A 24,828-nucleotide genomic window follows, 5' to 3' on the forward strand; every position below is an offset into this window, starting at 1 on the left:
TTAACTTTCCGTATCTTAGATATTGGTCAAACCAAAACACTGCTTGGCAACTTTAACATCGGCACCAATTTGTGCGATGAGTTGATCAAGCGTATCAAATTTTTGTTCATTGCGAAGTTTAGTAATAAGCTCCACACTTATAAATATTCCATATATATCTTGCTTAAAGTCAAAAATATGGACTTCAAGCAACATTTTTTGTCCATTTAGGGTTGGCTTAGAACCTACATTTGCTACCCCATAAAATTCTTTGTCTGATATTTTTATTTTTACTGCAAATACACCGTTTACTGGGCTTACTTGTCTTTTAAGTGCAACATTAGCTGTTGGAAAACCTAATTGTCTACCTTTCTTCCAACCATGAATAACACGACCAGAAATTTGATAAGTATGGCCTAGCATGTCATTAGCTTGCTCAATATCATTATCAGCAAGTGCATTTCTAATAGCTGTACTACTTACCCGACAATCTAGTTTACGAAAGCTTCGGGTGCTTTTAACAGTCATATTTAGTTCAGCACCGATTTCAACTAACATATTAAAATCGCCAATACGCCCTTTGCCAAATCTGAAATCATCACCAATAGTCAGCGCTTTAACACCTAATTTATTAATCAATATTTCACGAATAAAATGATCCGCTGACAAATTTGCAAAATTTGTGTTGAAATTGATGCATATAACGCGTTTTATCCCTAACTTTTTAAGAAGAATTAACTTATCTCTTAAACGAGTCAACCTAGGAGGCGCTTTGTCTTTTGCAAACAACTCTTGTGGTTGCGGCTCAAATAACATTACAGTACTTGGCAGGTTTAACATACTAGCGTCTTTTATTAAGCCATTTAAAACAGCCTCATGACCTAAATGTACACCATCAAAATTACCTATCGTTAATACGCAATCTCGATGCCGAGTCCTAATATTGTGGATGCCTCTAATTAGCTCCATAACCTAAATATGACCTAAAATTTTGTTATTCAAATATCAAAGCCGCGATTATAAACTTTTTTTCGCAAAGGATACATTTTTTATTGTATTTACTCTTATACCGAAAATATACAATAGAGAAAAATATGTAATAATCGCAATTAGCAGCAAAGAAAGTAAATATACTATCTGCTGACTAAGCTCTACCGATTGCCATATAAGCTGTTGCTCACACCAGTGAGTGACAAATGCCATAGTTAAACTGGATACAATACATTTCAATGTAAACTCAACACTAAAACGTGAAAATTTATAAACACCCTGTTTTGATAAAAAGTAATATAATAGAAACGCATTACAAGTTGCCGAAAGAGATGTCGCCAATGCGAGACCGATATAGCCTAAAAATGAAGCTAGAATTAAATTAAAAATCATATTTAAAATTAATGCGGCTATGCCTATCTTAACTGGTGTTTTTGTATCATGCCTTGCATAAAAGCCAGGTGCGAGCACTTTTATCAACATAAAACTCAGTAAACCAACAGCATATGCAGCTACACCAAAAGAGACTTGAGTGACATGATCTATTTCACTATTGATAAAAGCGCCATGGCCAAACAAAACAGTGATAATAAGCGGGCTTAATACAATTAATCCCATAAATGCAGGTAAGCCTAACCAAATGACAAACCTCACCCCCCAATCCAAGGTATTTTGAAAGTCATTACCGTCTTGTTTTACATGTAACTTAGATAACGCAGGTAGAATAACCGTAGCAATACCAATACCAAATAGTCCTAATGGAAATTCAATTAAACGATCTGAATAATATAACCAAGCAATAGAGCCTTTAATTAAAAATGTTGCAATAATTGAATCAAGCAATAAATTTATTTGACTTACAGATACACCAAACAAGGCAGGAAGCATCAACTTGCGTACTTTTTTTACATTTTCATCCTGCCAAGCCCATTTTGGGCGAGTCAACATTTTTGCACGATATAAAAAAGGAATTTGGAAAAGTATCTGTACGACCCCACCTATAAATACTCCTAAGGCTAGTGATAAAGCACCAAATTCAAACCTATCATGGAAGAACAAAGCACAACCTATAATTGATATATTGAGTAAAACAGGTGTGAATGCTGCAACTGCAAATCGATTATAAACATTCAGTACTGAACCGGATAGTGCAACCAGACTAATAAAAAACAAATAAGGGAAAGTAAATTTGAGCATTAAAGATAATAAAGCATACCTATCGGTAGAATTACTTGAATCAGAAGATACAAACCAGCCAGCACCAAATAATGCAGCTATGACTGGAGAGGCAATAACACCTAAAATGGTCACAGATAATAATATCGTTCCTAGGGTACCTGCTGCATTAGCAACAAATATTCTAACTTGATCATCACCATGTTTTTCTTTAACTTCGGTTAATACAGGTACGAATGCCTGAGCAAATGCACCTTCAGCAAATAAACGTCTTAGAAAATTTGGTACTTTATTCGCTAATAAAAATATATCTGCTGCCGCACCTGCGCCTAATAAATGAGCTGTAACGGCATCTCGCACTAATCCTAATATTCTTGAAAGAAATGTCATAAAGCTGACTATCATCCCTGAACGAAACAAACTTTTTGCCACACTAAACCTTTTGAATAAATTTAAGTGCCCACATTATGACATAATAAGTGTACTTAGGTACTAGGCGATTGTTATAAGCTTTGATATAATCTCCACATTAACTGCTGAAATGGCCGACTATATTAAAACGCAAAAGAAATGAAAGTTTCATCGTTTAAATATAAATGTTCGTTAAATGAGTGGTTTTTATATAAAGGCCATTGACATTTTCAATAAAAAGAGGCATATTCCTCGGCCATAAATTCAAAGCTTTATTTTAGATTGTTAGGAGCAAACCTTGGCTAACATCAAGTCTGCAAAAAAACGCGCTTTAACTAGCGAAAAACGCCGTAAACACAATGCAAGTCGCCGTTCAATGATGCGTACTTTTTTCAAAAAAGTAGTAGTAGCAATTGAAGCTGGTGATAAAGAAGCTGCAACTTTAGCATTTAATGCTGCAGTTCCAGTTTTAGACCGTTACGCAACTAAAGGTCTTATTCACAAAAACAAAGCTGCTCGTAACAAGAGCCGCTTATCTGCAAAAATCAAAGCTCTTTAAGCGCTTTTTTTAGCTTTAAAAGACCGGCTTATGCCGGTTTTTTTATATCTACCCCCCCTATTTACACCACTTATACCAACATTGTACCCATACTACTTGGAAATGCAGGTTTCAGAGCTTGGGTAGGATACGAGCTCAAGATTCTTGGTTATTCACTGGTTTTACCGCTGATTTTTATCTTCAATTATGCGTTTTATTATTGGAACCTGTGTGGTAGCTTAAATGGCTACCACTAAATTGCTACGTAACATACTATTTTTAACGTACTTCCCCACGCTACCCAGTTTGACCTTTCCACCCGATGAGTGTTGGATAGGCGTGAGATCAATACCGTGCCTAAAGCGCTTTGAACTCTCGCTGAATAACCACTTTATTAACGCAAATGGTATTTTTGATGAATCATAACGCCGTAATCGCTTTCTACCCAAACTCTCATAGGGTAATACGATAAGTGGCCAACTGCGTTGTTATAAAATATTTGTTGAGAATGCTGTTTAACGACACATCCTATGCCTCGTATTTGGCAAGCTTATCGACTTGCTGAAATAGCGTACTTCCATGTAGAATAGGTATATAAATTACAACTTTTTAAATTGAGTAACTACATATCATCGAGAACAAAAGAATATCCTTGCGATAATTTAAATTGTTTGATTGATACAAAAAAATCTAACTTTCCTGATACTTGTTAACTATAAAAAAAGTAAGGGGTTATAACTATCCTACTACAGGAAATAGCTGGTAATTAGGAATGAAGATACTCCAGGCTAACTAAGTATCTACATAGAAGCAATGCAGCTATTATTTAGCCCTTTGAGAATGAGCACATTAATTGAATAGTTTTATTTAAGGTAATTGAAGATCGGGGGCAAATTTTTTCAAAATAGCTGCTATTTTCTTAGGTGAAAAAGGCTTCACGACAAAGCCCTTTGCGCCTTTATCTATCGCATCTCTTACATTTTCTACAGTAGAGTGCGCTGATACCATAACAACGTTTGTTTGAGGACTAATTTCATTTAATTTAGCAATAATGTCTTTGCCATTACCATCAGGAAGTTCAATATCTAAAAATACAATTGAAAAATTACGTTCTTGGCATAATTGTAAACATTGAGAAGCAGTAGATGCTTCATCAATAATGTTAATTCCTAAATGCATAAGCGTTTGATGTAGAAAATTTCGGACTGTACCGACATCATCCACAATTAAAACCGAAAAATTATCATTCATTTATTCACTCCACTGATTCTTGTTATACTCACAGTCTACAACTATTACCATATTAATTGCGGTAACGCTTTTATAATTATCAAGTAAATATAAATTATGTCTATAAAAATAAAACAAAAAAAACTACTTAAACCTGTAGATCTCAAAAAAAAACAAAAAAAAAACCAAAAATCAGTAAAACAGGTCAACACTGCACAGGTTGAAAATACAAAACACCCTATAAATGTAACTGAAAAAAAAGCAAATATTAAGGGTATCAAAATTTTATCTTTAATTTGTTTTGTAACTCTTATTTATATTATTGCCCCAAAACCTCAGTTACTAACATATGAGAAAATGGGTATAACTAATCAAAGTATATATTGGCCTGGATTTTATAAGTTTGAGCCTTTTATTTTAGATTCTAACCTTAAAACAAGCGTAAACATTCAAGCCAATAATCTTTTTCTATGTCACAAAGATATCATAACTTTACCTTGTCAAAAATATAGGATCATTGATGTGCAAGGACCTTTTGCTCCTATACTTTTTCATATCAAGAAAAAATTAAAAATAAATGAGAAAAACTAATGCGAAATTCGAAAAAATCTCGTTTGAACTTAATTTAATAGTTCATATAATAGCCGTTTTTCTTAATGGGATAAGATTATGGAACACATTTTTTTAAACAGTATAAATATTTTAGGTTTAATTTTATGTTTAGGTGCTTTTTTCATAAAAGATAGCTTTTGGTTGAAAATTTCAACTATTGTTGGAATGAGTATATTATTTACTGCCAATACCTTTGGCGGCTTTCCGACAGGTATATTATCTAATATTAGCTTAGTATTAATAAATGCCTTCTGTCTGTTTAAACTATTTACTTATCACTTAGAACAATAAGTTTTTTGCTCTAAGTGAGTAATATAAAACTTTAAGACACAATAGAATATGATGAATTTGACTCAAGATTTATCTCATTTGCAGATGCTTGATTAAACCAAGCAGACACAGCTAACACAACAACGGCAAACGCTACTGAACTTAGTCGGATCCCACGACTGGTTGACCTACTCATAATCACTCCTATTTATTATTTTATTTTTATTTTTATTAGGGCGTTTTTTGTTCAACACCAGTGTACTGAAACTTATCGAAATTAACAATATTTTTACCGTGTGATTTTATAATTAACAAAAATCAGGTTGTATACTTAATAAAATTAAATAAAATAAAAGACTTAGAACAATTACAAACATTAAAAACCGACAACAAAGGTTAATTGCACTATTATAAAAATTATATTAATTAAGTGATCATATATTTATTTGAATTGATATTACTTAATCTAAATCAATTTTTGCAATAGGATAATTGAAAATATAGGTCAACTTGGTCTATATCAAATTAATATGATGATAATTGGGTATTATATTTTATTGTAGTAACCCCTTTTAACCATGATATCTTAGTTTAAGGAGGTATTGCCGGCGCAGATATTGGTTAACTAAGCAATTGCCACCGAAATATTACACAAAGATATAACCTTTGCCTACCCTGAAATTCATTCTTCTCGACTTAAAGCTATTTTTACTTTTGTTAAATCAGGGCTACGTGATCAACGTGTCTCCGTCACTTTGGGCCGAGGGTTAAAAGATGACTCTAACACCGACAAAAAGCACGATATTAAACGCGCTGATAGGTTGATAGGAAACCGTCACTTACACAATGAACGCCTCTGTTTTTATGAGTTTACGACAGAAGATCTCGTCGGAAATAACCGTCATCCATTTATCATCGTTGACTAGTCACCGATTAACTCCAATGAAATATTTCAAGTACTTAGGGCCAGCATACCAATGGGTGGTAGAGCTTTAACACTTTATGAAAAAGTATACCCTGAATCTGAATAAAATGTAGAGTATGCCATCAGGAACTGATGAATAACTTGGAGCGATGCTTACATGCAAACTGCCAACCTATCATATTATCCGATGCAATTTTTAAAACGCTATGGTTTAAAAAAGCGACAAATAGAGCCAGAAAATTAGATTATGTTTTTTTATAGTAAATCAACTCAGTTCAAGGGCGGATAAAAAAGAAAAAGTGTGGTGGTAAATCGCAATGTACAAGAAGTAAGTATCAACAGCAGAAAGCGAAAGAGCTATGGTTACTCATTTTAAAACTATCTAAAAGGCTTAAAGTCACCGCGAAAAAAATAGTCAAAATTTATCGGCTACGCATGCAAATAGAAGAAAGCTTTAGAGATACCAAAAACACGAAACTAGGTATCAGTCTAGAGCAAGCTCATTCAACCAACTCTCAGAGCTGGCTGTAAAGTATGAGGAATTTAGGATGAATTCGTGGGGTTCCTTCAGTTTTAACTATATACTAAATGAACAACCGAGAGTATATGAAATGGCTTCATATATGGATATAACGAGTGATGCTGAAGTTTTTGTTTATGCTAAAAAAGCACTGACTTCAACTGTAAATATTGATCCTGTGGTATTTATATTAGGTATGAAATATAAATCCTAAGTTATTAAAATAATTTTATTTTTAATAAGCAAATTATACTTAACAATTGGTTTTTTATATTAACTCATTCTCCCTGAAGTAAGTCACTCGCTAGCAACAATTTCAATATCGTTTATACTTATCAATTAGTTATTCAAATTATAAACTGAGGTATAACAATGTTAAATATTAAAAAAAATCTCTTTCTTATATCCATCTTCATTATTGCCTTACCCACACTCGCTAATTTTGATTTCAAGGGAAATGGCACACTTATTTACCCTACTGGCATATCTAAACCATTTAACTTTGGTTTTGCATGGAATAATACAGCACAAGTATTCACCATAGGCGAGAAAACTTATTCTATGGAACAAGTTCCTGACTCCTATTCAATCGTCTTAGCAATTAGTAAAAATGAAAAAACTGTTTGGGTACAAGAATTTGCAAAAGGCTATTTTGAACAATTTGAATGGAAAATTGGCAAGTATCACGTTCAATTAAAAAAAGAAAAATTCGAAAACAAGGTTCTCGGTAATTATGTTTTGATACTTGATGGTAATCAGTACTTTTTTACCAGCCGTGCTGCTAGTCTAACTATCAAATTTAATGAAGAGGGAATTAAAGGGATTGCTATTGATGGAGTAGTAAAAGATTTTGGTACTAAGCAATAAAAACTAACAAGTATCTTGCTTTATTAGTTTTTATTAATATCGTCTCTCAATTTAATTAATATGCAAAGCTATACTTTTATTGTTTTACGGTTGATACCGTATTCTCTTAATTTATTTGCAACCGCGGTATGGCTTAACCCCAAACGTTTAGCAAGTTGTCTAGAGCTTGGGTAAGCTGGATACAATTTACGTAGTAAAGTTGATTCAAACCGTTTTACAGCTTGATCTAGGCTCCCTTCAAAATCGGACTCTAAATAACCTAAGTCATTTGTAAAACTTGGTAACTGTAAGTGTTCGATACCAAGCTTTTCATCATCTAATAAAGAAACAGCTCTGTATAACGCGTTTTCTAACTGTCTTACATTACCAGGCCAAGGATATTGTTCTAAAAATGCTAAGCACTCTTGTGTTAACTCTGGAACTTTAACGCCCATTTGATGTGCATACTTTTGAATAAAATGATTGGAAAGCGGTGCAATATCAGCTTTTCGATCTCTTAACGGTGCAATATCTAAAGTAAGTACATTAATGCGATAATAGAGATCTTCACGGAAAGTGCCTTCTTGCACCATGCCAGGTAAATCTTTTTGTGTTGTGGCGATGATACGAACGTTTACTTTTACTTCATTTTCATCACCAACCCGACGAAATGTTCCATCTTGTAAAAATCGTAATAGTTTAGTTTGTAACTGAGTTGACATTTCTCCTACTTCATCTAAAAATACTGTTCCGCCATCTGCTTGCTCTAAAATGCCACGTTTAGTGATCGGCTCATTAGAATGTTGGCTATAACCAAATAATTCAGACTCTGCAACATTGTCAGGTAAAGATGCGCAAGATAAAGCCAAAAATGGTTTCATTGAGCGATTTGACGAGAAATGACATGCTCTGGCTAGTAGCTCTTTGCCAGTCCCCGTCTCTCCTAGTATCAAAATTGGCGCTTCAAGATGAGAAATTCTTTTGGCTTCTCTAACAACTCTACGCATCGCTGTACTTTGGCTTTGTATAGAAGAAAAGCTTTCTTGGCCATAACGTCTAAATACACTAACTTGCTGACCTAATCGACTCTGAGATTTAATATTAATCACAGCTCCAGCAAGAATATCTTCACTTGCAGCATCAGGTACTGATATAGGTAATATATCTGCAATAAAATCTTCACCTGAAACTTCAACTCTGACTGTTTGACCCAATACCTCATCGCTTTCTAACCAACGATTAAAATTAAATCCTTTTAGTAAATTATTAATATTCAGATCTATGACTTCAAATTTATCAATATTTAAATCTCGAGCAGCAGCATCATTACATAAACGCACACTGCCTTTGGCATTTATCGAAATAATGCCATCAGGCAATACACTTAATAAGGTTTTAAGTTCATTATGTTCTCGTTCTGATGGCATAAAAGCAGTTGTTTTAACATCTTCGACTCCATCAATAAGTCTAATTTCAGGCATCAACTTTTGAAAACTTTCAAATTCAATTGGTGGCATTGAAATAAACATTTTACTGTTTATGGCATCAACTTCGATACCTTTTAAGTCGACTTGATAATTAACTAAAATATTCAATACTTCTTGTGCGATCCCCATGCGATCAGCACAATGAATTTCTAGACGCATAAAACCTCAGAGCTTATAAATTACAGATATAGAATCATACTGCAATTTTCATATAAAAAACTAATTTTGTAAAGAATTTTGCACGTTTATATGATTTTTAATTTATTTAATCGAGTAATTTGGCTCTTAATACTGAGTTTCACTCACTGTGAGATTGAACTTGCCATAAAGCTGCATAAAATCCGTTTTTCTCTAAAAGCGCTTTATGTGTGCCTTGCTCTTTAATTTGCCCTTTTTCCAAATACAAAATTTCATCTGCATCAACTATTGTTGATAATCTATGCGCGATTACTAAACTTGTATGTCCAGTCGTAATACTTTTTAACGTTTCCATAATTGCAGCTTCATTATGACTATCTAGTGAAGATGTCGCTTCATCAAAAATTAAGATTGGTGTCTTTTTCAGTAAACTTCTCGCTATGGCAACTCTTTGTTTTTCACCTCCTGAAAGTTTTAGACCTCGCTCTCCTACTTGTGTGTTTAATTTGTCAGGTAAAGAACTGATAAAGTGACTCAACTGTGCATCATTTATAACTGCTTCAACTTCAACATCTGTCGCATCTAACCTACCGTAGCGGACATTTTCTAAGATACTCTGATTAAATAGCACTGTATCTTGCGGCACAATTGCAATCTGTTTCCTTGTTGATTCTAAAGAGTAATTTTTAATATTTTTCCCACTTAAAGTTATTCTCCCCTCGCTAGCATCATAAAATCGGTATAACAATTTTGTAATTGTGGATTTTCCTGCGCCACTTGGGCCTACAATCGCTATTTTTTTACCTGCTTCAATTTTAAAATTTAACGCCTTGATAGTTTGCGGCTTATTTTTATAAGCAAAACTCACATTCTCAAATTGAATATCAGCACTTTCAAGTGTTAAATCCGGTGCATTATCTCTTTCAATAATATTTGATTTTACAGAGAGTAACTCAAACATATTTTCTATATTTGTTAGGGAACCTTTTATCTCTCGATATACAAATCCTAAAAAATTTAATGGTATGAAGATTTGCATCATAAAAGCATTTACTAATACAAAATCTCCCAGAGTCATATGCTTTTGACTTACATCAATAGAGGCTAATGCTAAAGTAGCAGTCATAGCTAATGCGATAATCAAGGCTTGCCCACCATTAAGTACAAACAAAGAAAGTCTATTTTTACGTCTTGCTAACTGCCAATTTGCTAAATCTTTATCATATTCATCCTGTTCATGTTTCTCATTATTAAAGTATTTAACTGTTTCAAAGTTTAATAAACTATCAACAGCACGAGAATTAGATTGATTATCAGCCAAATTGGCTTGCTTAATATATTTAATGCGCCAATTTGTTGCTTTAACTGAAAATAAAACATATAAAATAACGGCTGTGATTATAATTAAGGCATATTCAATTCCATAATTGATGCTTAATATGCCAATTACAAAACTTAACTCAATTATCGTGGGGCCAATATTAAAAACAAAAAAGCGCATTACAAAACTGATGCCTGATACACCTCTTTCTATATCTCTGGCCAATCCGCCTGTTTTTCTATTAAGGTGAAAATCTAAATCAAGTTGATGAATATGCGTATAAACCTCAAGGCTAATTCGTCTCATTGCATGCTCTGTAACACGACCAAAAAGCACATCTCTTAACTCTGAAAAAAGTACATTAGTTAACCTTACAGTGCCATAGGCTGCAACTAACATTAAGGGCAATGACAATTCTGGTGATAATAAATTTTGCTGTTCATCAAGTAAATCTACTGTGTTTTTTAATATAAAAGGTAAGTACACGCTAGCCACTTTTGCTAATGCCAAGCATATAAATGCCAAAATAATGCGATTTTTATATTCTGTTAGATAAGGAATAACACGTTTGAAAATAGCTAAATTAAAAGTACTCGCAGGATCTGGTGTGGTAAAACCATGTTTCATATTTATTTCTGCCTATTTTTTATACTTCCTGTGAAAATGGTTAACTACTCAGAGCAGCTAAAGCTTTTACTAATACTGAGGTATATGTATACTGCCTTGAAGTAATTTAATTCACATAGCCTCTTTTTATACTTCTTTATCGCTTTTTGATTGTGATAGATGCGTGTACAAAATAGATTATCTGATAATTACCGATAAAAAAACACACATGGCCACCCGCTTAATGATAGGTGATTTTCCTTTAATTAAACGAAAGCAATTATAATATACAGGCCAAAACGATAAATTGATTTAGGAAATTAACAATGAGTTCGATTCCAAAGACTGGAGATTTTTTAGGGCACCCTAAAGGACTCTTTCTATTGTTCGGCACAGAAATGTGGGAACGATTCAGCTATTACGGTATGCGTGCAATATTAGTACTGTATTTAGTAGATTTAGTAGAAAGAGGTGGATTAGGGTTTACTCGTGTCGATGCATTAAGCCTATATGGTACTTTCACAATGTTGGTTTACTTAACACCTTTAGTAGGCGGATGGTTAGCCGATAACATTTTAGGACAACGTAAATCTATTATTATTGGTGGTATTTTAATGGCCTTAGGCCAATTTACACTGGGTACACCACACGAATTTGTTGCTGGTTTCGAACGTGAGATGTTTTATGCAGGTCTTGCACTATTGATCTGTGGTAATGGTTTATTTAAACCAAATATATCAACTATGGTTGGCGACTTATATGATGATGGTGATCACCGTCGTGATGGTGCTTTCACTATTTTCTATATGGGCATTAACTTAGGTGCAGCTATCGCACCTATTGTTGTTGGTACTATCGCTGAGAAAATAGCTTGGCAATATGGTTTTATTGCCGCTGGTGTTGGTATGATCATTTCTGTTATCATGATTCATATACTAGGTAATAAATACTTAGGTAATATTGGTGTTGTTCCTGCTGCTGTTGTATCACAAGAAAACAGTAAATCAGATAAAAAAGAACCTTTAACTTCTGAAGAAAGAGACCGCATTAAAGTAATCTTTATTATGAGTGCGTTTACTATTATTTTCTGGGCTGGTTTTGAACAAGCTGGTGGATTAATGAATATTTTCGCAAATGACTATACTGACAGAATGATAGGTGCTTTTGAAGTTCCTGCAAGTTGGTTTCAGTCTGTAAATGCAATTTTCATCGTTCTTTTTGCCCCTATCATTGCAACTATCTGGGTTAAAATGGGGCCTAATGAGCCGACTTCACCTGTTAAGTTTGCTTTTGGTATGTTTTTCCTAGCAATTGGTTTTTTATTCATGATTGGTGCAACAATGCAGCAAGGTGGTGACGTAACAGTTAAAACATCTATGTCATGGTTAATTTTTGCATACCTTTTCCATACTTTAGGTGAATTATGTTTATCTCCTATTGGTTTATCTATGGTTTCTAAACTTGCACCTATGCGTTTAGCTTCAATGCTTATGGGTATCTGGTTCTTATTTACTGCAATGGCTAATAAAGTGGCTGCATTTGTAGGTAGTTTCATCGGTGAAGGTGCTGACTCTGTTGATAATGCAATGGCTATCTTTGCTGGTATTGCAATTACAGCAACTGTATCTGGTATTATTTTATACCTTATCAGCGGTAAATTAGTTGATTGGATGCACGGTGCAGAAGGTAATACTGAGCACACTGAAGAAGAAAATTTAGAAGCAGAATTAGAAATAACTGCTGCGCGTTAAAACTAACCAATACAAATAATTATAAAAAACCTAAAGCTTGCCTTTGGGTTTTTTATAACTCCATAACTCTCTATATGATTCATTGCTATATCTGACATATTAATAACATCTCAGTATAATTACCTTTTGTTGCATGTTAAGTTGACATACAATTGCTACCTAATGAGAATGTAATAGGAAGTGATCATGCCAGATAAATCCAAGCGAGGTACCAGTTTAAAAACGCAAATTTACGGTTTAGTCATTTTTTTAGGTATCATCTCTTTTATTTGCAGTTTATTAATAAGTGTTGAACATACTAAAGATTATTTAAACGAACAAATGGGGAGCCATGCGCAAGACACTGCGACCAGTTTAGGTTTATCTATTTCTCCTTATTTAGATGAAGAAAATATAATAATCGCAGAAACTATGGTATCTGCGATTTTCGACTCTGGTTATTATGCAGCTATGGAATTCACAACTATTGAGGGTGATGCATTAATAAGCCGTCACAACCCTAATCAGGTTGAAACTGTTCCCACTTGGTTTATAGATATGTTTGCATTATTTCCTCCTGTACGTTCAAGTGAAATAAGTAATGGATGGCAAATAGTTGGAAATTTATCTGTTACAAGTCATGCCGGAGTCTCCTACTTTCAATTATGGCAATATGCTAGTAAAGCTTTTATCGCTTTTTCTTTTATTCTATTATTTAGCTTAGCTATCGCATACTTCATTCTAAGTGCTGTATTAAAACCATTAGCCATGGTTGAGCATCAAGCGATATGTGTGTCAAAAAAACAGTTTATTTTAAACCCAGAAAAACCATTCACCAGAGAACTTAAAGTTGTAATAGAAGCATTAAACTCTATGGTTTCTAATGTACAAAAAAACTTTGATTCAATGACTCGCCAAGCAGAAAGAATCACTAAAGAAGCTTATTTAGATAAATTAACTGGTCTTGGAAATCGTCGCGCTTTTGAAAGTCAATTTAATGCAAGCCTATCAGACATATCAGATGACGAATCAGCAACAATTGCATTGATCGAATTGCCGTCATTACAAAAAGTAAATAATGAAAGTGGTTATCAAGCCGGTGACAAATACGTACTATCTGTAGTAAATGAATTAAAAAATGCTTTTATAGAAATTGAAAATACTAAGATTTACAGAATTAATGGCGGCAGTTTTATAATAACTATCGCCCAATGCACTTCACTTTGCCAAAATGAAATAAAGACATTAAACAATCAATTTTTATCATTAGAAAGGAGTCATTCCTCTGATAATTTTGCAAAGCTAGTTGCAACACCATATCAAAATACTGATTCGATGAAAAAATTATTAATTGATTTAGATAACCTAATTACGCAAGATTCAACACAATTAAAAATCAAGAAAGCTATTTTCACTGAAAATTCAGGCTTATCTCTCGGGTTACAGGATTGGAAAAATTTAATTAAAAATATAATGAATACCGGCCATATTCAGTTTTTATATCAGCCAGTAAAAGATATCAATAATATAAATACTTTATATGATGAATTACTCGCAAAATTTTATTTTGAAGACAAAATCATTCCTAATAATCAGTTGTTTTCAATGGCTGAACGTTTAAAATTAACTCAAGAATTAGACATCAAGCTCATTACAAACGCAATTAATTTTGTATCTAATGATTTAGATAATAAACTTGCGATCAACTTAAGTCAGCAGTCCCTATTTAGTACATCATTTAACCTTTGGTTAAAAAATTTCTTAAATGAGAATGAACATTGTCGTGACAGACTGATTTTTGAAATAAACGAAACTGCTTTACTCAAAGATATAGAACTAGCAACAAAAAATATCAATTTATTTAAAACCTTAGGTATTAATATCTGCATTGAAAGATTTGGTACGAGTTTTACTTCTTTTAAATACTTAAGAGGCTTAGATCTCGACTTTATCAAACTAGACGGTAGCTATATTAAAGATCTTTTAAATCATACAGAAAATAATTACTACATTCAGGCTGTAAATCAAATTTGTCATAGCCTGGGAATAAAGGTAATCGCTTGCCATATTGAAAGTGATGAAGTTCTTAACCTAATTAAAGAGCTTGAGTGTGATGCCTGTCAGGGGCAATATATTCAAAAACCAACAGAGTTAATCTAAAGAATATAAAGGTGTTCGCAAGGATGCGGCACTAAACCGGTTTCTTAATTTATTCCAACTTTGTAACCGACTAGATTTTCCCGCGAGTTTACCTTGTCCTTTAGCTTTGCTTAACCAGAGGTTTTCACCATTGAAGCTATATATGGGGAGTAAATCTCGTCTTTGAGTAGAAGGTAATATCTTAGGGTTGATATTGTCTAATATAAGTGGAATTGATGAAGGGGTTTCGTAATAAGCTAGAACCATATGAAATTGTTTCAAGCTAAGTGCTTTAACATAAGTTATCCGTAATTTATTTTCTGGTATACCTAATTCTAATAAACTAAAGTATTTGGCAATGCTAAAGTCCTCACAATCGCCTCCATTGACACCTATAAACTCAAGAGGTGTGGCCCAGTAATCTTTTTTTCCCCATAAAAGAATATCATCAACAAAGTTTAACAAATTAAAAAAGCGGTTAACCCTTTTTAACTTATTTAAGTCTGTGGTTAAAGTAGGCTCAGTTAATATTTTCTCCCAAGCACGTAACCTTAGGCCCGATCTGGGGCCGTATTTATTTTTCAATTGAATTTCCAGTTTATCCCAATCAAAAGCTTTATTTCCATCAGCCCAAAGTGGTAAAACCACACTGAGTGAAATTACAATAAAGCGTTTTATCATGTGTTAATAACCTTTAACCCTTTCATTTTTTTTATTTTCTGTTGTGAAAATATGCCATCTTAAAAGATCTTTTTGATTTTTAATTTGTATATAAAGTACCACCCTTCTGTTTTTACTATGGTGTAATTCTGATGCTCCTTGAGTTGCTAATTGACTCTCTCCAAAAGGGACGGCAGCTAACTTACGTGCATCAACACCATGATTATTAACTAAAAGGCGCTTTACTTCTTTAGCGCGCTTAAGAGAGAGCTGTAAATTATATGCTTCACTACCAACTGAGCTGGCATGGCCTTCGAGTTCTAGCTTTATTTCATCGGTTCGATTTATCATATCTGCAAGTTTAACTAATTCTCTGTCATACTGTGGCTTTACAGTTATAGAGTCATTATCAAACAGTATATTCAAATCCATTGTTAACAAAGTATCAGTGACTGTTGGGCAGCCATCATTAGTCACTTGTGCACCTTCGAATGTATATGCACATAAATCACGGTCATTGATCACACCATCAGCATCATCATCAGCCAAAGAAACACTTGGTGCAGAACTATAAGTTAAATCAGGCTGAGAAGAGCATGCTGTTATTAAAATAATTAGACTACCAAATATTACTTTTTTATACATTATTGTTGGCTCCACTTTTTAGGTTTCTCTACACGTAATGATGCAAGCAATTTACCAGTTGAAGCTAAAACACGATATTGTGCTAAAAGTTGCGAATGCTCTACTGATGTATAAGTTTTTCTTGCTTCAAATAATTCATTACTTGTATCTAGTAAGTCTAATAAACTACGTTTACCAAGAAAAAACTGCTCTTCATAAATACTTTGAGCCTGTTTTGCAGAATCTACATGGTTTTGTAAAAATGGAATTTGTTTATTCAAGTAAACCTGTGCTCGCCAAGATAGTTTTGTGCTTTGTAAAACTTGCCTTAACGTTTGAGCATAAATATCTTTACTTTGAGCTTCTTGATAAGCCGCCTTTAGTTTTCCAGCGCTATCGGCACCACCGGCATATAAGTTATATTTCATTCTTAACATAGCTGTTAAGTCTTCATTATAGCCTCTAGTACCATCCATATCATTATTATGTGCAGCTCCTACTTCAAAGCTCAATTTTGGATAGAAATTACTATTGCCAATTTCTAATCTTGCCGAAGCAGCTTGAATATCATTAAAAGCAGAGAGTAGCACTGGATGTCCTTCTCTTGCTATTTCTAGTGCATGATTTAATGACTTAGGAAACATATCAGCATCAGAAACGGGCCATTTTAAATCCTCAGGTTTTTGATCTACAATGTCTACAAACTTACTCTTTGCGTCAAGTAAATTATGTTCTGACGAAATAACATTAACTTGAGCACGCGCTAATCTACCTTCAATTTGCGATAAATCAGCTTTTGACCCTAATCCTTGTGTCACACGGTCATTAATTTGATCATATACTTTTTCATGAGCTTTCAAATTCTTTTTTGAGAGACTTAGAATTTTATTCGCCTCTAAAACCCCCAAATATACAGAAGCTACTTTTAGTGCTTGATCTTCTGCTAAACCATACAAAGCATATTGCGATGCTGTCGCTTCAAATTTTGTTCTTTTAACATTATCCATCACAGCAAAACCATCAAATATCTTTTGTTTTAGTGATACTGATAGTTCTCCTCTAGTGAGTTCTCTTGGTGCATCATTGGCCAAACGTGTCGATGGGTTATCAGAGCTTTCATAACCATAGCCAGCTTGTAAATTTACTTGAGGTAAATAACCACTTTTAGCAATATCTATATCTTGCTGGTAAGCTTTGTATAAATGAAAAGCTTCCGCTATTTTAGGTTCACTAGATAATGTTTTTTCAACAGACTCTTCTAGAGATTGTGCTAATATGTTAGTACTCAGCAGACCGCTCATTAAAAATATCGCTGATGTTATTTTTGTTTTATGGAACATGATCAATCCTTTTTCAATATAAAGTATGGTACTAAGAAGTTTAAAAAACAAACATCTTTTATTTTTATCTTTCTGTTAATGCACTTTGTTGGGCACGTAAAATAGGCTTTAATATGTATTCTAGTACCGTTTTTTTCCCAGTCATAACATCAACTGAAGCTGTCATTCCCGGTATTATTGGTAATCTTTTCGACTTATCACCTAAAAAATTATCATCTGTTCTCACTGTGATCAAATAATAACTAACGCCTTTTTCATCTTCAAATGAATCGGCACTTATATTTTCTAACTTACCCTCAATTCCACCATATATGGCAAAATCATATGCTGTAAATCGCACTATAGCCTTAAGACCTGGTCTTAAAAAGGCAATATCTTTTGGGGATACTTTTGCTTCTATTAATAATTGATCTTCTATAGGAACAATTTCTATCAAATCCATTCCAGGCTGAATAACACCGCCTTCAGTGTTAACATTTAATGTTTTAATTGTGCCTGAAACAGGGGAACGAATCGATGTTCTATTCACTTTATCTTTTAAATTTACTTGTTTTTCTTTTAATTGTGCCAATTGCGCTTCGACTTTAGTTAATAACTCTTGAGTTTCTTTTTGAAATTCACTCACTAAAGTTTGTCGTTTACTGATACTTTCAGTTAAAGCGGTTCTACTTCTAGGTAAAGCTAGTTCTGCTTCTTCCTTTTGTTGTTTTAATTCATTGATCTGACGTTTTAATTTAAGAAACTCAACAGGGGAAATAACTCCTTTTTCAGCAAGAGGTTCTGTTAGATTAAGCTCTTCTATACCAAGTTGATAGCTAGTTTGAACATGTCTTATACGAGATTTTAATGATTCAACTTCTTGCTCTTTTTGTTGTATTTGGTTGGCCATTACATTTAATTGCTTTTTAAAATTACTTATATTTGCATTAAAGCTGGCTACTTCAGTTCGATAAATATCTGAAAATTTTGTTTGCTCTTCTAGTGAAATATTAAATGATTGTGGAATAATTTTAATTTGCTGTTTCCATAACCTGGCACTAATATTTTTTGACCATTTCACACTTGCAAGCTCTGCTTTCAAACGAACAGAGCGGCGTTGCAACTGCATAACCTCCTGTTCTTTTTCACGAAAGTCAGCTAAAAATCGTGTATCATCAATTCTTAGTAGTTCTTCACCTTTAATTACTTCTTGCCCTTCTTTGATAAATATTTTAGATAAAATTCCCCCTTCGAGATTTTGCACAACTTGAATTTGAGAAGAAGGTATGACTTTACCTGAACCAACAGTTACTTCATCAAGTGCGGCAAAATATGCCCAAATTAAAACACTGAAACAAAAACCAGCAATAACATATAACAAGTTACGGGACCTATTGGGTGATGTGAGTAAAATGGCAGCATTAATATCGTCAATAAAACTTGTATCTATTTCTTTTAGGTAATTGTCTTTCATTATAATGCCGCCTTAATTTTACCTGACTTTAAGGCTTCTAACACTTTATCTCTAGGACCATCGGCAACTAACCGGCCTCGTTCCATCACTAAAATACGATCAACTAGATCTAACATATTTGCTTTATGCGTGATCAAAATAAAAGTTTTATCCTGAATAATGCTATTTATATTCTTTTTTATCTCAGATTCTGAAAAGTTATCCATACTGCTTGTTGGCTCATCAAGCACCAACATAGGTGGATTAAATAAAAGTGCTCTAGCTAATGCAACAGCTTGGCGTTGACCACCTGATAAATAACTACCTCGCTCTCCTACTTGTCTATCTAAGCCTTCAGGATCGATATCTGTAAATCGAGTTACCCCTGTAAGCTCCGCAGCTCTCATAATTAGAGAATCATCAACATGCGGTACACCTAAAGTAATATTATCGCGAATAGAGCCAAAGAATAATGTGCTATCTTGTGCTAAACACCCTATTTTCTGTCGTAAATCTGCAGGGCTAATTTGCTTTATATCTATACCATCAATTCTAATCGCACCTTCTACAGGTTGATAAAAGTTAACTAATAGCTTTTCTATCGATGTTTTACCCGCACCGATCCGTCCGATAATCGCAACTCTTTCACCACTCTTAATATTAAAGCTCACATCATTTAGTGCCTTAATTTGTGCTCCCGGATAAGAAAAGCTGACTTTTTCAAATTTTATTTCACCATCAAAATGCCCACGGTGTAAATATCTATCCATATTTTCACCGGGAAGTTTCATTATTTCATCTAGTGTATTCAATGCTGAATGTGCCTGATTATATCTTGTGATCAGTAACGCAACTTGAGAAAAAGGTGACATAGAACGGCCCGTTAGCATTACTGAAGCTATCATTGCTCCCATACTAATATTGCCCTCTTTAATTTGATATACGCCAAAAATAACAACAAATACATTCGCTATCTGAGCCACTAAACTATTTACACTACCAACTGAAGTCGCATATTTTTTTACTTTTATATTCCAGTTAGCTATGTGCCCTACGAGTTGCTCCCACTTTGACTGAAATTGGCTTTCTGAACCTGTTAGTTTTATGGTTTCAATACCTTGTAAAGACTCAATTAAATGGGCATTTTTTTGCACTGAAAATCGACTGCCCTGATCAACTTCATACTTGATTTTCTTTTTTATCCATAAAGAAAAGACGAGCATGATGGTGATGCCTGTCAATGGGACCCAAACAATTGGCCCTGCAACAATTGCTATAATAATTAAGAAAATTAAAGAAAATGGTACATCTAAAAGTGCAGATACTGTCGCTGAAGTAATAAAATCTCTTATTGATTCAAACTCTTGAATTTGTTTAGCAAACGCACCTACTGATGGAGGTCTATTACTCATATCTAAACTAAGTGTTTTCTCAAATAACTTTGAAGATAAAAGTAGATCTGATTTCTTTGCCGCGGTCTCAAGTAAATGAGCTTTAATTTCTTTTAAAATAAAATCAAAAATTAAGATTATTAGCATACCGAAAGCGAGTACCCAGAGGGTATCAAGCGCTTGATTTGGCACAACGCGATCATAAACGTTCATTACAAATAGAGGGGAACTAACAGCAAATAAATTAACAAAAAATGCAGCTAATAATACATCTTTATAAATCGGCGTTGAAAGTTTTAGTGTACTCCAAAACCAATGTCCATGATTTGTTTTTAGCGTTTGCTTTGACCTTTCATCAAAACGATAGCGTTTACGAATATAAAAACAATAACCTGAATATTCACCCTCTATTTGCTCTCGCTCTATAAGATCATGACTAGATGGTAATTCGGGCCATACAATTTCTAACTTATTTTCTTTATAAGATAACAATACACAAGCTCTACCATCCTTTAGCATAAGTATGCAAGGAAGCATTAAAGACGGTAATTTTTTTAACTCTTTTTTCTTAAGCTTAGTTTCCATGCCCGCACGTAAAGCAGCTCTAGGCATTAATTTAGGTGATAATTTACCATCTTCTAATGGTAACCCTGAGCTCATAGCTTCCGCTGAAAATGGTTTACCATAAAACTTGCTTAAAAATACTAAACAACCTAATAAAGGATCTTGCTCTTGGTTATTTAGCTCTAATGATTGCTCTAAACTGTCTTTTTCATTGATCATATAATTTTTCTTCTAGGTAGCACTCTTTATCCTTAAAGAGCGATACATTACTACAAACTAATAAGATTTATAAACTTATCACTAATAAGATAATAATTTAATCATGTGACAATTTATTATCATCAACCAATTTCTGTATTAACTCAAAATCATTATACTCTGAGGTCTCTATTACTTCTGATTTTTTAGCTGAGCCAATATCTATTTTAGATTCTGATAATTCAGTTTCAGTATTTAAGTCATCAATAAATAGGTTTAAATAAGTATCTAATGATTGCGATTCTTCACTGAATTCATTTACTAAGTCATACATATTTAACTCATTTTCAAATGAAGATTCTTTTGGGTTTAAATCAAAATACTGTGTTTTTATTTCACTATTTGGGTTTATCATCAATTCATCATCAGATTGATATTGAATAGTATCACTTAAGTCTTCGTTTTGAACTCTCGCGATAGACTCATCGTTATCAAAACTGAATAATAAACTCTGTGATTCTTCATTAATCTGAACTGTATTTAACTCTGAACTTGAGAATCTAGAATCAGCATTATTATAGTATGAATTTTCAGAATTATTATGGTGTCTACTATCTCTTGCTTCATCTTCATAATCTCTTCTTCTTGAAGAACGAGAAGATGTATTATCAACAACAAGTTGGCCTTGATCTAACAATGCTTGAATAATATCTGTATCATTAGTACCCGTTGCTCCCATATCCACATCTTGAAGTCTTATTGTTAAGTCAACTGTACCATCTTTATTAGAATCAATAAAAATCCAAGTATCTCCATCTACTGTAGAGAAGTTTAAATAGTTGTTTAAGCTATTAGCATTTGCTCTCTCACCTTCCAATATATCACTTAAATCAATAATATCTTGAGAAGTAAAATCTAAAATCGTATCTGTACTTCTATCAGCTGAGTCCGCACCAAATTTGAATGTATCACTTCCTGAACCACCAACTAAAATATCATTACCTGCACCACCATCTAAAATATCATTACCAGCTTCGCCCATTATAGCATCATTACCCGCAAGACCATTTAAGGTGTCATTTGCTGTGCCGCCATATAATACATCAGTAGCACTTGTACCTTGCGTATGATCTGGAAATGCGACGTTAATTGTAAATTGAGCTGAAGAGGTATCACCATCACCATCTGTCATCGTAGCGGTAAATGTTTCTATGTAATCTTCACCATCATTTGATAATGCAGTAGCTTCATAAGAATATTCATTATTATTAAAATCAATGGTTAATTTACCACCCAATAGAGTGTTAACTATTAGAATACCATTTATTGCATTTGCAATCGTGTATGTTTGCCCATCAATAGTAACGGAAGTAAAACTGCCACCGTCAGCACCAATTATGCTGCCATTTGATAATAATCCATCAAATATATGGCCTATTGTTTCAACAACAATTGTACTTAATAAATGTTCTTTTAAATCATCAGCCGAATATACTAAAGTAACAGCAGTATCTACACCATTTGCATACGCTGCAATGCTCAAATATTCTGTAGGTACATTCCCCATGCCAATAGCATAAGATTCACTAATGTTATTTGCATTAATAAATGCTTCCCAGTCATCTTCAAAAGCAAGCGCTTCAGATTTATTAGTAGCGCTCCAAGGTGCACCGTCAGATATGAAATAAGAATATGTCTTACCGCCATTTTGAGGTGCAGAGAAGTTATTAATAACGCTATTTAGACCAAGTACATAATCAGTCCCGCCAATTGCAGTCGTATTTACTACGTTATCTAACCAGGCTTTTGCATCTGCTAAATTAATCCAACCATTTGAATGTGCGTTTGTGGCACCATTATGTGTACTACTAAAGCTAACTAATTGCACATTTACAGCACCTAAATCATCATATGCTGTTAGTAGTTGTTTAATTGCTTGAATCGCAACTTCCATACGGGTACGACTATCACTATTACTCATGTCATAAGCCATACTTCCTGAAGCATCTAATATTATGATGACATTGGTAATTTGCTCTTCAAATACAATGAATTGCGTATCTCCTACAGTACTAGGTGCATCATCAACAATTGTAATGTCAAAACTTGTAGAGCTTTTGAGTCCTTGAGTATTTTCGACAACTAAATCTATTGTTTCTTTGATATCAATATTATTAGTGTGATTTTGTGCTGACGAAAGTTTATAAGTGTAACTGAGCTCTCCAGTTACTGAGTTATAATCTGTTAAAGTAAATATTCCTTTATCAGTTGTTATAGTAATGTCGGTAGAAGATAAAGACTCTAATTGTGTTAAAGTAACACTCTGTCCTTCAATTTCTATTGAAGATATATCGCTACTAACTCCCTGAATAATAAAGCTTCCACTTGTAAACTCAGTTCCACTATTCTCAGCGCCATCAACTAAGCCATGTTCATAAACAATTTCATCTTCTACCGAGGAAATTGTTGGTGCTTGTGTTCCTGATACTAATGGGATAATAACAGCAACGGTTTGAGAGAAAATAGCAGTTGAATTATTACTGCTTTCAGTAGACTTAGCGGTCACAGTTACATCAAAGTTACTTTGCGCTTGTTGAGTTATTAAGGTTATTGAACCATTAAAATCTTTACCACTTACTGTAAGAGACCAGGTACCATCCGTATTTTTAGTTGCCCCTGCGACACTAACACCATCAGGGATCCCAGATAACGTGATGGAAAGCGTTTCGCTACCATCTCTATCTATTAAGCTAGAATCAATATTGAGTTCATATTTAAATGCACTATTGGTTTCCATATTTCCGTTTGATAGATCTACTGATAAACTTGTATCTGAGAAAATAAGCGTTTCAATATTATATAAATGGTCACCAGCATCTAAATGATTAGAATTGGTAGAGTCGGTATCAATTCCTCGCTTATCAATAATTAGCAAATAAGCTGCGTTTCCGTGGTCATCAGGATATCTATATTCAATGATGTAATCGCTAAATTTACCAGTAAATATAGCAACATCATTTCCGGCTCCACCATACATTGAATCATTACCAGCACCACCATCAAAGATATCATCGCCAGCATAACCATGCATTGCATCTGCGCCTCCAAGACCAATCAAATAATCATTGCTTGTATTGTTAACACCATTGAAAAGATGATCATTGATATCAGAACCAGTAACTGTGCCATCAATAGCAATCCCTAATGAAGTAGCCAGGTCATTGAAATCAATTGGCGTGCCGGTACTAGAAGAAGCAACTTGTACAGGATCACTAATTGAAATAGTTAAATCTGGCTTATCCGCTATTGCTTCTATATTGATAGTTGTCGTGTAAGTATCTGTACTCCAGTTTGTACCATCTGAAACACTAAAAGTGAAACTGCCATTTGTATCAGTATGCTGTGTTGGAACAAAAATTAATTTACCTGCCGTAATATCTGCAGCTGACACTTCAAAATTAGCTGCTGTAACTTCGACCCCATCTAAGAAAAACTTACCGTTAGTAGGTAAAGATTCGATTCTAATAGATGATAATGCCGTATTTTCAGGATCTAAATAATCACCGAAATCTGTTAATAGTAATGCATAACCTAGGTTAGTATTATTTAAGTCTTCTTTTAAGTTAATTGTGTCGTTTGTTGATAATGGTTCATCATTTATGGCTGTGATTGCTAAGCTTAACGTCGAGCTATCTGTGGTT

The 24,828-nt window shown here is 33.7% G+C and carries 20 protein-coding genes; 8 read left to right on the forward strand and 12 right to left on the reverse strand.

All coding sequences use genetic code 11. From position 1 onward, the window contains the following. Positions 1 to 15: 15 nt before the first annotated feature. Both ribF and murJ read right to left on the reverse strand, forming a co-directional pair. Complete coding sequence (ribF, locus tag CJF42_RS15600; protein WP_095367575.1) at positions 16 to 948, reverse strand: bifunctional riboflavin kinase/FAD synthetase; 933 nt, start codon at positions 946 to 948, stop codon at positions 16 to 18. Positions 949 to 996: 48 nt separating this feature from the next. After that, positions 997 to 2,535: a murein biosynthesis integral membrane protein MurJ gene (gene murJ, locus CJF42_RS15605; RefSeq protein ID WP_252097632.1), complete on the reverse strand. Its 1,539-nt coding sequence runs from the start codon at positions 2,533 to 2,535 to the stop codon at positions 997 to 999. Between the two features lie 319 nt (positions 2,536 to 2,854). Between murJ and rpsT the strand changes: the two genes are divergently transcribed. Further along, a complete protein-coding gene (gene rpsT, locus CJF42_RS15610; protein WP_042148619.1) occupies positions 2,855 to 3,115 on the forward strand; it encodes a 30S ribosomal protein S20 in 261 nt (86 codons plus the stop codon). Positions 3,116 to 3,961: 846 nt separating this feature from the next. Here the strand turns inward: rpsT and CJF42_RS15620 are convergent. Next, entirely contained in the window at positions 3,962 to 4,345 is a 384-nt protein-coding gene (locus CJF42_RS15620) for a response regulator (RefSeq protein WP_095367578.1), read from the reverse strand. A gap of 96 nt (positions 4,346 to 4,441) precedes the next feature. Between CJF42_RS15620 and CJF42_RS15625 the strand changes: the two genes are divergently transcribed. After that, positions 4,442 to 4,915, forward strand: a complete 474-nt coding sequence (locus CJF42_RS15625; RefSeq protein ID WP_095367579.1) for a hypothetical protein — start codon at positions 4,442 to 4,444, stop codon at positions 4,913 to 4,915. Between the two features lie 78 nt (positions 4,916 to 4,993). Further along, complete coding sequence (locus CJF42_RS15630) at positions 4,994 to 5,227, forward strand: hypothetical protein (protein WP_095367580.1); 234 nt, start codon at positions 4,994 to 4,996, stop codon at positions 5,225 to 5,227. 31 nt (positions 5,228 to 5,258) lie between these two features. On the opposite strand, the gene CJF42_RS27565 is transcribed toward CJF42_RS15630, so the two are convergent. Then, positions 5,259 to 5,402, reverse strand: coding sequence for a hypothetical protein (locus CJF42_RS27565; RefSeq protein WP_170940632.1), 144 nt, complete (start codon positions 5,400 to 5,402; stop codon positions 5,259 to 5,261). Positions 5,403 to 6,416: 1,014 nt separating this feature from the next. Here CJF42_RS27565 and CJF42_RS29330 point away from each other — a divergent pair. The 3 genes from CJF42_RS29330 (at position 6,417) to CJF42_RS15645 (ending at position 7,518) form a co-directional block, all read left to right on the forward strand. Further along, positions 6,417 to 6,662: a transposase gene (locus CJF42_RS29330; RefSeq protein WP_353651684.1), complete on the forward strand. Its 246-nt coding sequence runs from the start codon at positions 6,417 to 6,419 to the stop codon at positions 6,660 to 6,662. A gap of 17 nt (positions 6,663 to 6,679) precedes the next feature. Further along, complete coding sequence (locus CJF42_RS15640; RefSeq protein ID WP_095367582.1) at positions 6,680 to 6,865, forward strand: porin family protein; 186 nt, start codon at positions 6,680 to 6,682, stop codon at positions 6,863 to 6,865. A 158-nt stretch (positions 6,866 to 7,023) separates the two neighbouring features. Next, positions 7,024 to 7,518 carry a hypothetical protein gene (locus CJF42_RS15645; RefSeq protein WP_252097633.1) on the forward strand — a complete coding sequence of 165 codons (495 nt, stop codon included), beginning with the start codon at positions 7,024 to 7,026 and terminating at the stop codon, positions 7,516 to 7,518. Positions 7,519 to 7,586: 68 nt separating this feature from the next. Here the strand turns inward: CJF42_RS15645 and tyrR are convergent, their stop codons facing one another. Continuing rightward, positions 7,587 to 9,143, reverse strand: coding sequence for a transcriptional regulator TyrR (gene tyrR, locus CJF42_RS15650; RefSeq protein ID WP_095367583.1), 1,557 nt, complete (start codon positions 9,141 to 9,143; stop codon positions 7,587 to 7,589). A 139-nt stretch (positions 9,144 to 9,282) separates the two neighbouring features. Then, a complete protein-coding gene (locus CJF42_RS15655; RefSeq protein ID WP_095367584.1) occupies positions 9,283 to 11,070 on the reverse strand; it encodes an ABCB family ABC transporter ATP-binding protein/permease in 1,788 nt (595 codons plus the stop codon). Between the two features lie 305 nt (positions 11,071 to 11,375). Here CJF42_RS15655 and CJF42_RS15660 point away from each other — a divergent pair, with 305 nt between their 5' ends. Both CJF42_RS15660 and CJF42_RS15665 read left to right on the forward strand, forming a co-directional pair. Further along, positions 11,376 to 12,800 carry a peptide MFS transporter gene (locus tag CJF42_RS15660; RefSeq protein ID WP_095367585.1) on the forward strand — a complete coding sequence of 475 codons (1,425 nt, stop codon included), beginning with the start codon at positions 11,376 to 11,378 and terminating at the stop codon, positions 12,798 to 12,800. Between the two features lie 186 nt (positions 12,801 to 12,986). Continuing rightward, positions 12,987 to 14,939 (forward strand): bifunctional diguanylate cyclase/phosphodiesterase, encoded by a 1,953-nt coding sequence (locus tag CJF42_RS15665; RefSeq protein WP_095367586.1) that lies wholly within the window; start codon positions 12,987 to 12,989, stop codon positions 14,937 to 14,939. Here the strand turns inward: CJF42_RS15665 and CJF42_RS15670 are convergent. The 6 genes from CJF42_RS15670 to CJF42_RS29100 form a co-directional block, all read right to left on the reverse strand. Next, the gene (locus CJF42_RS15670) at positions 14,931 to 15,599 is read right to left on the reverse strand and encodes a transglutaminase-like cysteine peptidase (protein WP_095367587.1); all 669 of its coding nucleotides are present in this window, start codon (positions 15,597 to 15,599) and stop codon (positions 14,931 to 14,933) included. The genes CJF42_RS15665 and CJF42_RS15670 overlap by 9 nt on opposite strands. A gap of 3 nt (positions 15,600 to 15,602) precedes the next feature. Continuing rightward, positions 15,603 to 16,223: an OmpA family protein gene (locus CJF42_RS15675; RefSeq protein WP_095367588.1), complete on the reverse strand. Its 621-nt coding sequence runs from the start codon at positions 16,221 to 16,223 to the stop codon at positions 15,603 to 15,605. Further along, positions 16,223 to 17,542: a TolC family outer membrane protein gene (locus CJF42_RS15680; protein ID WP_095367589.1), complete on the reverse strand. Its 1,320-nt coding sequence runs from the start codon at positions 17,540 to 17,542 to the stop codon at positions 16,223 to 16,225. The genes CJF42_RS15675 and CJF42_RS15680 overlap by 1 nt, the downstream gene beginning before the upstream one ends. A 64-nt stretch (positions 17,543 to 17,606) precedes the next feature. Beyond that, positions 17,607 to 18,995, reverse strand: a complete 1,389-nt coding sequence (locus CJF42_RS15685) for an HlyD family type I secretion periplasmic adaptor subunit (protein ID WP_095367590.1) — start codon at positions 18,993 to 18,995, stop codon at positions 17,607 to 17,609. Next, a complete protein-coding gene (locus CJF42_RS15690) occupies positions 18,995 to 21,148 on the reverse strand; it encodes a type I secretion system permease/ATPase (protein ID WP_095367591.1) in 2,154 nt (717 codons plus the stop codon). The genes CJF42_RS15685 and CJF42_RS15690 overlap by 1 nt, the downstream gene beginning before the upstream one ends. A gap of 97 nt (positions 21,149 to 21,245) precedes the next feature. Beyond that, the coding region (locus tag CJF42_RS29100) for a type I secretion C-terminal target domain-containing protein (protein WP_141235572.1) at positions 21,246 to 24,828 on the reverse strand (3,583 nt) is incomplete at its 5' end.

The organism is Pseudoalteromonas sp. NBT06-2 (genome assembly GCF_002276045.1).
GTDB lineage: Bacteria > Pseudomonadota > Gammaproteobacteria > Enterobacterales > Alteromonadaceae > Pseudoalteromonas.